Source organism: Streptomyces sp. CRCS-T-1, from assembly GCF_024442335.1.
In the GTDB taxonomy this organism is placed as follows: Bacteria; Actinomycetota; Actinomycetes; order Streptomycetales; family Streptomycetaceae; genus Streptomyces; species Streptomyces koelreuteriae.
The window spans coordinates 6,540,308-6,552,565 of sequence record NZ_CP101651.1; the positions used below are offsets into that span (position 1 = coordinate 6,540,308).

Consider the following 12,258-nt stretch of genomic DNA (forward strand, 5'->3'; position numbering starts at 1 on the left):
TCCGCCGGTTAGGTTGCCCTTATGACCGACACGACTGCTCCTCGCACCACCGGCGCCGTGGCCGCCGGCCTCGCCACGATCGCCGCCGACGGCACCGTCCTCGACACCTGGTTCCCCGCCCCCGAGCTGGCCACCGAGCCCGGCCCCTCCGGCACCGAGCGGCTGTCCGCCGAGCGTGCCGCGGAGCTGCTCGGCGACGGCGCGACCGCCGCGGTCGGCCCCGACGCCCGCCGGGGCGTCGAGGTGGTCGCGGTCCGCACGGTCATCGCCTCGATCGACGAGAAGCCGGTCGACGCGCACGACGTCTACCTGCGTCTGCACCTGCTCTCCCACCGTCTGGTGAAGCCGCACGGCCAGAGCCTCGACGGCATCTTCGGCCACCTCGCCAACGTCGCCTGGACCTCACTGGGCCCGGTCGCCGTCGACGACCTGGAGAAGGTCCGCCTGAACGCGCGCGCCGAGGGCCTGCACCTGCAGGTGACGAGCGTCGACAAGTTCCCGCGTATGACGGACTACGTGGCCCCCAAGGGCGTCCGCATCGCCGACGCCGACCGGGTCCGTCTCGGTGCGCACCTCGCCGAGGGCACCACCGTCATGCACGAGGGCTTCGTCAACTTCAACGCCGGCACGCTCGGCACGTCGATGGTCGAGGGCCGTATCTCCGCGGGCGTCCTGATCGGCGACGGCTCGGACATCGGCGGCGGCGCCTCCACCATGGGCACCCTGTCCGGCGGCGGCAACGTCATCATCTCCATCGGCGAGCGCTGCCTGATCGGCGCCGAGGCGGGCGTGGGCATCGCCCTCGGCGACGAGTGCGTCGTCGAGGCCGGCCTCTACGTCACCGCCGGCACCCGCGTCACCATGCCCGACGGGCAGATCGTCAAGGCCCGCGAGCTGTCCGGCGCCTCCAACATCCTCTTCCGCCGCAACTCGGTCACCGGCACGGTCGAGGCCCGGCCGAACAACGCGGTGTGGGGCGGTCTGAACGAGATCCTGCACAGCCACAACTGATCCGCGTCGGTCATCGCCGAGCGCCCTCCCACGCCCTAGGACGGCTGGGAGGGCGCTCGTGTGTTCCCGGGATGATCGGGCGTGACCTCGTGACGGGCCAGGCAGATGAACGGGTGGACGCAGGGTCCGATCTGACGCCGAACCTATGAAACGAGGACCGGGCATGAGCAACGACCGGGGCATGAGGAACGAGCGCGAGCGGGGTGTGGCGCGTTGTCTGGCCGGGGCGGTCGCGGTACTGGCGGTGTGCTCGCTTTCGGCGGGGGCCGCGCATGCCGACGAGACCAATACGAACTCGCACAACGGCCACCGGTTCGGTCTGGTCAACGTCAGCACCGGGCAGGTCGACGACCCGGCGGAGGACGTGCTGGAGCACACGCTGCTGTTCGGCGACGGGTACGCCTGGAACTGAGCCGGGTGTCAGGCGGTGGTCAGGGCCCCGTGGAGCCTCAGCAGTGCGTCGGTCGTGGCGCGGTCGGCGGGGCGTAGGGGGGCGCGGACCGGGCCTGCGGGGAGGTTCAGTGCGGTGAGGAGTGCCTTCGTGGTGGTGGTGCCCGGGAGGCCTGCCGACATGATCGCCTCGATGAGGGGGGTGGCCTGCTGCTGGAGGTGGGCCGCCCGTGCGGTGTCGCCGGCGTCGAAGGTGTCCAGGACCGCTCGCAGGTGGCCCGAGATCACGTTCGCGACCGTGCTGACGTAGCCCGTGCCGCCCACGGCGTACAGCGCGAGATTGTGCTCGTCGCAGCCCGCGTAGTACGCCAGGTCCGTGCGGGCCAGGACCTTCTGGGCGGCCAGGAAGTCCTGCGAGCAGTCCTTGACCGCGACGATCCTGGGGTGGTCGGCGAGGCGGAGGATCGTCTCGGGTTCGACGCGGATGCCGGTGCGGATCGGGATGTCGTAGAGCACGAGCGGGAGTTCGGTGGCGTCCGCGATCTCGCGGAAGTGTGCCTCGATCGCGTCCTGCGGGGGCCTGCTGTAGTACGGCGGGATCACCAACAGGCCGTCCGCGCCCGCCTTTTCGGCCTCCCGGGCGAGGTCGGTGGTGTGCCTGGTGTCGGCGGTGCCGATGCCCGCGACGATCGACGCGCTGTCGGGCACGGCCTCGCGGACGGCGGTGATCAGGGCGGACTTCTCGGCGTCCGTGGTGGTGGGGGATTCGCCGGTCGTGCCGGAGAGTACGAGGCCGTCGCAGCCCTGTGCGACGAGGCGGGCGGCGAGGTGCTGGGCGCCGTCGAGGTCCAGGGTTCCCGTCTCGGTGAACGGGGTGATCATGGCGCAGAGGGTGCGACCGAACGGTGCTGTCGTCGTCGTCATGTCAGTAGTGTCGGCGGCATGATTGTGTAGCTCCACTTAAATCTGCTACCAGGTGTTGGTTAGATTTACTTCGAGGTTGTGTGAGGGCGGTGAGGGTACTCGGGGGTTCCCACTTCGAGAGGAGGCGGAACACTGTGACCGGAACCATGGAACGTCGGGTCGTGCGCGACGAGCACCACTCCGTGGGTGAGCTCGTCGGACAGGCCGCGGAGCAGCTCTCCCAGCTTGTGCGGCAGGAAGTGGCTCTCGCTAAGGAGGAGCTGGCCGAGAAGGGGCGGCGTGCGGGGCGTGGCGGCGGGCTGCTCGGTGCGGCGGGGGCGGTCGCCTATGCCGGGTTCCTCGCGCTGGCCGGGACGGGGATTGCCGCCCTCTCGCTGGTGCTCTCCGTCTGGGCCGCGGCGCTCATCGTGACGGGGGTGCTGTTCGTCATCGCGGCCGTGCTGGGTGTGGTCGGCCGGGGGCAGTTGCGTCGGGCGACGCCTCCTACGCCTGAGGAGGCCCTGGGCAGCGTGAAGGCGGACGTGGAGGAGATCAGGGAAAGGGCGCATCGATGACGGACGCGACGAGTGGGGCCAAGGGGCCCGATGAGCTGCGGCGGCAGATCGAGCGGACGCGCAGTGAACTCGGCAACACGGTGGAGGAGTTGGCGGGGAAGGCTGATGTGAAGGGGCGTGCGCGGGCGCGGGCGGCTGATCTCCGGGACAAGGCCGGGGCGATGACCGTGCAGTTGCGCAGTAGTGCGGTGCAGGCGGGGCATACGGTGCAGGACAAGGCGACGCATACGGGGCCTCGGCCGGTGCGGAACGCTGTGCAGGCCGGGTTGCGGCATCCGCGGCCGGTGCTGGTGGTGGGGGCGGCTGCGGGGGCGGTGGTGGCTGTCGGGGTGTTGCGGCGGAGGCGTTACGGGCATTGGTGAGTGCGGGTGCGTGCGGTGCTTGTGCGGGTGCGGGTAGCGCCTACGCCGTGGGTGGTGGGTCGGGGCCGCGCCGGGGGGTGTCCGTCCTCGGAACGGCGCGATGGGGTTGCGTACCGACTAGCTGTCCGTTGACGCGCCAACCGCTGCGGGCGGACACCCCCCGACACGTCCCCTGCTCGCCGTACGCGGGTGCGGGCGCGTCCCGGCTGAGCTGCCGCCGGCGCCGCCGCGGGTCCGCCCTTGCCGCCCCCGCTGCGGGCATGCGTGCCGCTAGGGGCGGCACGGGTGGGCGCAGCGGCACCCCGCTACGCCGGGCTGCGGACCCAGCCGACTTCAGCGCCGACGCCGAGGTGCGTGAGAACCATTGCTTGACCTCAAGCTTGGTTGAGATTGAAAGGTGGGTGCAACGCATTCGGCGAACCGTGACTGGAGTGTTCAATGAGCCGTCGGACCGAGCAGCAACCTGATCTCACCGACCCGCGTATCGGTGCTCCCCTCTTCAGTACTTGGCGCGTGGGGACGCCCGAGCGGCAGGGGCTGACTGTCGAGGCGATCGGGCGGACGTGGGAGCGGCGGCCCTGGCCCGCGGACGGGCTGCTGGGGTATCACGTGTACGCCGGGCAGGACGGGTCCACGCTGATGCACCACTCGCAGTGGAGCGGCGAGCACGCCTTCGAGGCGTTCGTGAAGACCCATCGGCAGGAGCGGGTCGACGAGATCGACACCGCGGTGCCGGGGATCGAGCGAGTGGGGCTCGGGCGGTACCGGCGGTATCGCAGCCGGGAGCGGGCCGTCGGGGACGTGCGGGTGCCCGGGGTGATCGTCACCGTCCGGATCGACTTCGAGGAAGGGGCCGGGGCGCGCCGGGAGGAGTGGGTCGACCTGGTGGTGAAGGCTCTCGGGGACGATCCGGAGACGCACGCCGGGCTGATCTCCGCTCACTTCCATCTGAGTACCGATGGCGGGCATGTGCTGAACTACGCCGAGTGGGAGAGCGACCAGGCCTATGACGATGCCTTGGCTGCGCCGGGGAGTGACGCGTGGGAGCGAGTCCGGGGCTATCCGGGGATGACGGGGTCGAGCGGGAGCCGGTATCGGCATGCGCTGGGGCTCGTGCCCGGGTGAGGGGTGTGGTGTGAGGTGGGCCGGCTGAAGCAGTCGTTCAGCCGGCCCTCGCCGGTTACGGGCGGAAGCGCAGGACCTGGGGGTCGTGGTCGCTGATCTGGTCGTTGAACTCCGCGTTGATGTGCACGCTGTCGTACTCGAAGTCGCAGTCGCGGCGGATCGACGGGCTGATCAGGATCTGGTCGAGGACCTGGCTGTTGCCCTGGTAGACGTACGAGTAACGCTCGTTGCGCGGGAGCGACTTGATCGCCGACCAGAGTTCGCCGCGGCCCTCCAGGAGCTTCGCGGTCGTCGAGAACTCGAAGTCGTTGATGTCGCCCAGCGTGACGACGTCCGCGTTCTTCTGGGTGTCGAGGATGTCCTTGACGAAGGCGTTCACCAGGGTGGCCTGCTGGTGGCGCTGGGTCTCGGAGCTGCGGGACGGCGGCTGGTACTGGGAGGTCAGGCCCTGGTCGCCGCCCTTGGAGTTGAAGTGGTTGGCGATCACGAAGACCGTACGGCCGCGGAAGGCGAACTCGCCGGCCAGGGGCTTGCGGCTGTTCTTCCAGGCCTCGTCGGCGGGGGCGATACGGCCGGGGCTCAGCGTGAGGTGGGCCTTGCCGCGGATCTTCGTCACGTCGGTGGCCGTCGTGGCGTCGCCGCCGGCGCGGTCGGTGAAGGAGACCCGCTCCGGGTTGAACAGGAACGCCTGGCGGATGTTGCCGCCCGGCTCGCCGCCGTCGGTGCCGTTGACCGGGTCGATCGAGCGCCAGTCGTACTTCGGGCCGCCGGCCGCGACGATCGCGTCGATCAGCTTGGTGAGGGTCTGGTCGGCGGCGACCGTGCCGTCGTTCGTCGCGCCGTTGTTGTCCTGGATCTCCTCCAGGGACACGATGTCCGGCGACTTGAGGTTGTTCACGATCGCGGAGGCGTGCGCGGCGAAGGTGCCGTCGGACGGGTCGAGGTTCTCGACGTTGTACGTCGCGACCGACAGTTCGCCCTTCTTCTGCTTGCGGGTGGTCTCGCGCTTGGCGTCACCGGTCTTCAGCGTGCCGAGTTCGCTCGCTACCAGGGTGTAGCCGCCGAACTGGTTGTAGTCGAGCGGGCCCGCCGTCGTGCCGGTGAGGGTGTCGCCCACGTTCGCCTTCGGGAAGTCGGCCGTCGCCCCGAGGGACTGGATCTGCAGGCGGCCGGTGTTCTGGGCGTCGTAGGCGCCGTAGACCGTGCCGCCGTGGCGGTTGCGGTTCTCGTGCGGCTTCACCGTCACCCAGAGTTCGGTGTACGGGTCGGTGGCGCCCACGACACGGGTGTCGGAGACGCGGACGGTCATGCCCTCCAGCGCCTCGTAGTGGTCCAGGGCGTACTTCGAGGGCTTGAGCGGGAGCGCGTTGATCGAGCCGTTCGCGGTCGTGTCGCCGGTGGGCGCGTAGGTGGCGGGGACCGACCGCGAGCTGATCGTGGTGGCGGCGGGGAGCTTGTTGCCGCTGGAGAGGACCGTGAACGTCGGCTTGGTGATCTCCGTCAGCGACTGGTTGCCGGAGGTGGCGCCGCCGGGGACGTACTCCGCGACCGTGCCGCTGACCGTGACGGAGTCACCGACGGCGACGCCCTTCGGCGCCGAGCTGGTGAAGACGAAGACGCCCTCGCTGGTCGCCGGGTCGGCGTCCGGGTTCGGGTCCTGGATCCAGAAGCCGCGGGAGGAGCCGTACGTCCGGATGCCGGTGACGATTCCGGCCACGTCCGTGACCTGCTTCCCGGCGTACGGGGAGGTCCGGGTGCTGCCCTGGACGTCGTGGACGCGGACCGAGTCCGCGTGCGCGGGGGTGGTGAGGACGATCGTGGAAGCCGCGGAGCACGCGGCGGCGACGGTGAGCGCGGCGAGACGCGCGGACGACTTGCTCGGCAAGGGGTTTCCCTCCGGGGACGTGACAGAGCGCCGGGACGAGGGTGGTGCGTGGGCTGTCCGCCGCTGCCTGTGGGGCGGCGGGGCGGTGTGACGTGTGTAGGGGGTGGTGGACGGGCGGGTGAGGTGGGGCCGACCCGGTGAACAACTGTCCGCCGACTTCTACGCGCGTCAATCTCCAGCCTGTTCATGTCACTTGTCAAGGTTTCGGCCATGTACAACGGCCGACGAGGAGATGAAGCGGGCGGCATGGGTGGAAATCCGTCTAGGCTGAGCGGCTGAGTCGTATGAGGCGCCCTAGGAGAAACAGCCGATGTCAGACAGCTCCCCCCTGCCGCCGGTGCGGCTGCACTCCGAAGCGGAGCTGGCACGTGCCGCACTGTCCACGCCGTTGCTCTCCCGGGCCGCCCGGCTCGCCCGCTGGGCCGGGCCGGACACCCGCGTCGACGCCGGGGGAGGGCTCGTCGACGAGCAACTGCCCGCGGCGGCCCAGACGCTCGGGCTGAGCGGGGACGATGCCGCCGCCGACGCCAGTGAGGCGTGGCGGGTGGCCGTGGACGCCGGGCTCGTCGAGGTCGTCGACGAGGAGGAGGGCACCGTCCGCGCGGGCGAGGACCTGGCCCTGCTCACCGGCGGCTCGCCGCAGGACGTACTCGCCCTGTGGCTCGCCGCCCTGGAGACGGTGCTCGCCGACGCGAGCGTGCCCGACCTGGAGGGACTCGCCGACCTCGTCGACGAGGACGGCGAGATCGACCTCTCCGGGCTCGACTGGGACCCCGAGTCCGAGGCCGAGTTCCTCGACGGGGTCCTCGGCAACCTCTATCTGCTGACCGCCGGCGAGGACACGCCCGACGAGGCGCCGGTGCCGCTGCCCGCGCTGGCCGCGTCGGTGATCGTGCCCAGCGACATGGGCGAGCCCACCAACGACGTCCTGGAGCAGGTGTCCGACGCGATGATGCGGCTGGACGACCAGTTCCGGATGCTGGAGCCGGTGGGATTCGTGGAGTACCAGCCGGTGGACGAGGCGCTCATGGCCGACGCCGACGAGGAGCCCGCGGCGCCCGTCGACGACACCGACGTCTCCCGCTACGGCATGGTCCGCCTCACCCCGCTCGGGCTGTACGGGATGCGCGCCCGGCTGCTGGAGGCCGGGTTCGAGGCGCCCGCCGTCGGCGACCTCGCGGACAAGGGCGCCGACGCCCTGCTCGACGGCACGGCGGCGTTCCCCCCGGCCGCGGCGCAGGCCGAGACGCAGCAGTGGCTCGCCCGCCGAGACTCCCTCGCCTCCGCGCGGGAGCTGCTCGCGGCGGCCCGGGGCGCGGACGCCGGAGCGCCTCTGCGGCGGCTGCGGTGCCAGCAGGCCTTGTCCCTGGTGGGTGCCTCGGCCGAGCCGGCGCTGCGGGAGGTGCTCGACGATGCCGAGCTGGGCGGGCTTGCGCGAGTGTGGCTGACCGAGCACGGGGCGGTGGATGTGCCGGCGCCGTCCGAGGCGATGGTGTACTGGCTGACCATCGACACGGTTGCCGCGCAGCTTGCCGCGGAGGGGAACTCCGAGGAGCTGCGGGCGCTGGTGCAGGGGCTTGCTCAGCAGCACAGTGGGTTCTTCGCGGCGGTGTGGCGGGTGGATCATCCTGCTGTGGCTGATGTGCTGGAGGCGATGGGGCGGTTGCATCCGGACAAGAAGGTGGCGAAGGAGGCCCGGAAGGCTGCGTTCAAGGCGCGGTCGCAGCAGGGTGGTTGACCTTGCTTTTGCGGGTGCGGCGCCGTCTTGGCTTATCGCGCAGTTCCCCGCGCCCCTGGGGTGTTGTTCAACCGGCGTTCATGGATGACCGGCACGGTGTCGCCGAAACGAGGTCCGCCACCCTCCACGGCATTCTCACCGTCACAGGAGACACCATGTCGCTCACCCGTAGGGACTTCGCCAGAACTTCCGCGATCACCGGTGCCGGTGTCGCGCTGGCGGGCAGTGTCGGCGCCCTCGCCACCGCACCGAACGCGCTGGCGTCCTACGACACCGACGCGGCCGCGGACTCCCGGCACGGGGTCGGCTACGGGCCGCTGGTCCCGGACCCCAAGGGCATCCTCGCCCTGCCCGCCGGCTTCACGTACCGGATCCTCACCTACAGCGGCAGGACGAAGCTGGAGTCCGGCGAGTTCACGCCGTCCAACCACGACGGCACCGCCACCTTCGACGGTCCCCGCGGCACCACCCTGCTCGTCAACAACCACGAGCTGAAGGGCCCGCGCGCCAACTGGGAGCACCCGGTGCCGCTCACCGAGGGCCTCGTCTACGACCCGGCCGCCGCCGGTGGCTGCACGGTCGTCGAGGTACGCCCTGACGGACGGGTCGCCGAGTGGGTCGGCATCGCCGGCACCTCCACCAACTGCGCCGGTGGCAGCACCCCCTGGGGTACCTGGCTCACCTGCGAGGAGAACTCCGACAAGGCCGGCGTCAACGGCATGACCAAGGACCACGGCTATGTGTTCGAGGTCGATCCGTGCGACCGGCGCGCCAATCGCAGCCCCAAGCCCCTGAAGTTCTTCGGCCGCTACGACCACGAGGCCGTCGTCATCGACCCCAGGCGCGGCCACGCCTACCTCACCGAGGACGCCGCCGACCCCAACGGCCTCTTCTTCCGCTGGACCCCGCCGAAGGGCTTCGTGTACGGCCCCGGGAAGTTCCGCAAGCTCGCCGACGACGCCGGTGTCCTCCAGGCGCCCAAGTGCTTCGACTCCGGCGGCAAGTTCGTCGACGACCTGTCCCGGGCCACGAAGATCGGCACCGTGTACGGCGTCGACTGGGTGGACGTACCCGACCGCGACGCCCGTACCGTCCCCGTGCGCAAGCAGTTCGAGGACGACCAGGTCACCCGCGCCCGCAAGCTGGAGGGCATGTGGTGGGGCGACGGCGGCGCCTACATCGTCTCCTCGTACGCCCGTGAGGAGAGCCCCGTTCAGCATGATGGGCAGGTCTGGTTCTACGACCCCAAGCGCCGGACGCTGACCCTGAAGGTCCTGCTCGGTGTGAACCCCGACCCCTCCAAGGACGGCGCCCTCGACGGCCCCGACAACATCACCGTCTCCCCGTACGGCGGCCTCGTCATCGCCGAGGACGGGGAAGGCGTGCAGCACCTGTTCGGCGCCACCGACAGCGGACGGACGTACCCGATCGCCCGCAACGAACTCAACACCGGCACCGAGGAGGAGCCGGAATACAGCGAGTTCACCGGTGTCACCTTCTCTCCCGACGGCCGGACGCTCTACGCCAACATTCAGACCCCGGGCATCATGCTGGCCATCACCGGGCCTTGGAAGCGGCAGAAGCGGTAGGAAATTCGGTCGCAGTGCCGGCGCTGCGCCTCCTACAGTGAGATCACAACGTCACGCACCTCCCGGTGCGATGGCAGCGGCTACTTCTCTGTCAAAGAATCCGATGCCGCCGCCGACTTGATCTCGGGAGGCGCAGCATGTGGTGGGTGCCCGGTGCGCAGGCAACGGTTACTTCATGGGATCGGAAGGTTGCGGGTTCGAGTCCCGTCAGCGACCTCGGGTCGCTGTAGCTCAATGGGTAGAGCATCTGAATAGTCCGTCGCCGACTTCTGTCCTCGGGCACCCACCTCTCTTTCTCGCATGCAGCGTCTCCCCTGGATTACGTAAGCAATAAGGAATTCGGGGGAATTCATCATGGCGCGATTCAACTCCAAGGCAGCCCGTGCGCGTCCCGTCTCGCGCGTCACGTCCACCGGGCGTGTGCTGCGCACCTACCAGGGCGGCCGCGGCCGGGAGCGCGATGCCCGCTCCGAGCTTTTCCTGCTCGCCGTCTCGAACTTCGTGTCGCAGCAGACCTTCTACGAGACCGGCGCCGACCGCGACGACCGCTTCGTGAAGCTCGTGCGCGAACTCGCCGTCACCGACCCGGCCTGGACGGCCGGCCTGCTCGGCTGGCTGCGCGGCGAGGGGAACCTGCGTACGGCTTCGGTCGTCGGTGCCGCCGAGTATGTGCGCGCACGTCTGGAGGCTGGCGCGACCGACGGCCCGTCCAACCGGCAGGTCGTCGCCTCCGTGCTCCAGCGGCCCGACGAGCCCGGCGAACTGCTCGCGTACTGGACCGCGAGGTACGGGCGGAACGTGCCCAAGCCGGTCAAGCGCGGTATCGCCGACGCCGTCCGCCGCCTCTACCACGGCAAGGCGCTGCTGAAGTACGACACCGCCTCCAAGGGCTACCGCTTCGGCGACATCCTCAACCTCGTGCACGCGGCCCCGGGCCCGGACAAGCCGTGGCAGGGTGAGCTGTTCCGCTACGCCCTGGACCGGCGGCACAACCCCGACACCGCGGTACCGCCCGAGGCCGACCGAGTCCTTCGCGCGCACCGTGAGCTGATGGCGCTGCCGGTCGAGGAGCGGCGCGCGGTCGTGACCGCCGAGGGCGGTGCCGAGCGGCTGGCCGCTGCCGGAATGACGTGGGAGACGCTGGCGGGCTGGATCCAGGGGCCGATGGACAAGGCGGCCTGGGAGGCCGTGATTTCGTCGATGGGGACCATGGCGCTCGTGCGCAACCTGCGGAACTTCGACGAGGCCGGGGTGTCCGACGAGGTCGCCGAGCGGGTCGCCGCGCGGATCAGCGACCCGGCGGAGGTCGCGCGCTCGCGGCAGTTCCCCTTCCGGTACCTCGCCGCGTACCGGAACGCGCCGTCGCTGCGCTGGTCGTACGCGCTGGAGCGGGCCCTCGGGCACTCGCTGGCCAACGTGCCGGTGCTGCCCGGCCGGACGCTGGTGCTCGTGGACCGCTCGGGCTCGATGTTCTGGTCCCGGCTGTCCGACCGCTCGGAGCTCACCCGTGCCGACGCGGCGGCGATCTTCGGTACGGCGCTGGCGCTGCGGGCGGAGCGCGCGGACCTGGTCGAGTTCGGCTCGACGAGCGACCGTGTGCGGTTCCGTGAGGGCGAGTCGGTGCTGAAGATCCTGGACCGCTTCGGCGATCTGGGCGGCACCGACACGACGGAGGCGGTGCGCCGGCACTACCGGAAGCACGACCGGGTGCTGATCGTCACCGACGAGCAGTACACGCACCACCACCGGGGCGACCCGACCGAGCAGGTCCCGGCCGAGGTGCCGGTCTACACCTGGAACCTCGCCGGATACCGGGCGGGCCACGGCCTGTCGGGCACGGGGAACCGGCACACCTTCGGCGGCCTGTCGGACGCGGGCTTCCGGATGGTTCCGCTGATCGAGGCCTCCCGGGACGCCGACTGGCCCTGGGCGGCCTGAGAGACCGTGGCCCGCACCGCGTGGGGAGTGCGGGCCACGGTCCTCTTGTGTGCGGCTACTGCTGACATCTAACATTTCAGTCCATGGAGGCCATCCGACCCGTGCCCCGGACCCTGCTCAGGGACCGGGCGTACGCGGCGATCCGGGACGCCATCGTGGCCGGGGAGATCGAACCCGGGGCGGTGGTGCGGGACGCCGAGCTCGCGGAGCGGCTCGGGCTGTCCCGGGCGCCGGTGCGGGACGCGTTCTCCCGGCTGGTGGACGAGGGGCTGCTGGAGAGCAAGCCGCAGAGCTACACCCGGGTGACTCCGCTCGTGGCCTCCGAGGTGCGGGACGCCGCCGCCGTGGTCGGTGCCATGCACGAGCTGGTGACGCGGGTCGCCGTGCCCCGGCTGAAGGCCGCGGACATCGAGGCGATGCGGGCCGCCAACGAGCGGTTCGCCGCCGCCGTCGGCAGCGGAGACGTGGACGCGGCCCTGCGTGCCGACGACGCGCTGCACGAGGTCCTCGTCCGGGTGAGCGGAAACCGCGCCGCCGCGGCGACCGCCGCCCGCTACACCCCGCTCATCCGCCGCCTGGAGCGACGACGCTTCGGGCAGGGCGGCAGCTGCCGTTCCACCGGGCTGCACGAGCGGCTGATCGAGGCCTGCGCGGCCGGTGACGTGGCCGAGGCGGTCCGCGTCACGGCGGAGATCTGGCGGGGGCTCGAAGCACTCGCCGACTGACCGACCCCCGAACCCGG

Annotated in this window: 11 protein-coding genes; 9 read left to right on the forward strand and 2 right to left on the reverse strand. The window is 70.8% G+C overall.

The features are described from left to right. Window positions 1-21: 21 nt before the first annotated feature. Together dapD and NNW99_RS29610 are read left to right on the forward strand one after the other, a co-directional pair. Complete coding sequence (dapD, locus tag NNW99_RS29605) at window positions 22-1,011, forward strand: 2,3,4,5-tetrahydropyridine-2,6-dicarboxylate N-succinyltransferase (RefSeq protein WP_215122223.1); 990 nt, start codon at window positions 22-24, stop codon at window positions 1,009-1,011. Window positions 1,012-1,192: 181 nt separating this feature from the next. Beyond that, the gene (locus NNW99_RS29610; RefSeq protein WP_215124506.1) at window positions 1,193-1,423 is read left to right on the forward strand and encodes a hypothetical protein; all 231 of its coding nucleotides are present in this window, start codon (window positions 1,193-1,195) and stop codon (window positions 1,421-1,423) included. A gap of 8 nt (window positions 1,424-1,431) precedes the next feature. Here the strand turns inward: NNW99_RS29610 and dapA are convergent, their stop codons facing one another. Continuing rightward, window positions 1,432-2,325, reverse strand: a complete 894-nt coding sequence (gene dapA, locus NNW99_RS29615) for a 4-hydroxy-tetrahydrodipicolinate synthase (RefSeq protein ID WP_215122224.1) — start codon at window positions 2,323-2,325, stop codon at window positions 1,432-1,434. A gap of 134 nt (window positions 2,326-2,459) precedes the next feature. On the opposite strand from dapA, the gene NNW99_RS29620 reads away from it, so the two are divergent. From NNW99_RS29620 to NNW99_RS29630, 3 genes are all read left to right on the forward strand, one after another. Beyond that, on the forward strand, window positions 2,460-2,879 hold the full coding sequence (locus NNW99_RS29620) for a phage holin family protein (RefSeq protein WP_215122225.1): 420 nt from the start codon (window positions 2,460-2,462) through the stop codon (window positions 2,877-2,879). Beyond that, window positions 2,876-3,241, forward strand: coding sequence for a DUF3618 domain-containing protein (locus tag NNW99_RS29625; protein WP_215122226.1), 366 nt, complete (start codon window positions 2,876-2,878; stop codon window positions 3,239-3,241). The genes NNW99_RS29620 and NNW99_RS29625 overlap by 4 nt, the downstream gene beginning before the upstream one ends. 438 nt (window positions 3,242-3,679) lie before the next feature. Then, the gene (locus tag NNW99_RS29630) at window positions 3,680-4,366 is read left to right on the forward strand and encodes an antibiotic biosynthesis monooxygenase (protein WP_215122227.1); all 687 of its coding nucleotides are present in this window, start codon (window positions 3,680-3,682) and stop codon (window positions 4,364-4,366) included. A 55-nt stretch (window positions 4,367-4,421) separates the two neighbouring features. Here the strand turns inward: NNW99_RS29630 and NNW99_RS29635 are convergent, their stop codons facing one another. Then, window positions 4,422-6,251: an endonuclease/exonuclease/phosphatase family protein gene (locus tag NNW99_RS29635; RefSeq protein ID WP_215122228.1), complete on the reverse strand. Its 1,830-nt coding sequence runs from the start codon at window positions 6,249-6,251 to the stop codon at window positions 4,422-4,424. Between the two features lie 310 nt (window positions 6,252-6,561). On the opposite strand from NNW99_RS29635, the gene NNW99_RS29640 reads away from it, so the two are divergent. From NNW99_RS29640 to NNW99_RS29655, 4 genes are all read left to right on the forward strand, one after another. Further along, a complete protein-coding gene (locus NNW99_RS29640) occupies window positions 6,562-7,989 on the forward strand; it encodes a hypothetical protein (protein ID WP_215122229.1) in 1,428 nt (475 codons plus the stop codon). Window positions 7,990-8,144: 155 nt separating this feature from the next. Continuing rightward, window positions 8,145-9,578, forward strand: a complete 1,434-nt coding sequence (locus tag NNW99_RS29645; protein WP_215122230.1) for an alkaline phosphatase PhoX — start codon at window positions 8,145-8,147, stop codon at window positions 9,576-9,578. 354 nt (window positions 9,579-9,932) lie between these two features. Next, window positions 9,933-11,516, forward strand: coding sequence for a TROVE domain-containing protein (locus tag NNW99_RS29650; protein WP_215122231.1), 1,584 nt, complete (start codon window positions 9,933-9,935; stop codon window positions 11,514-11,516). Between the two features lie 83 nt (window positions 11,517-11,599). Continuing rightward, window positions 11,600-12,241, forward strand: coding sequence for a GntR family transcriptional regulator (locus tag NNW99_RS29655; RefSeq protein WP_215122232.1), 642 nt, complete (start codon window positions 11,600-11,602; stop codon window positions 12,239-12,241). Window positions 12,242-12,258: the final 17 nt, after the last annotated feature.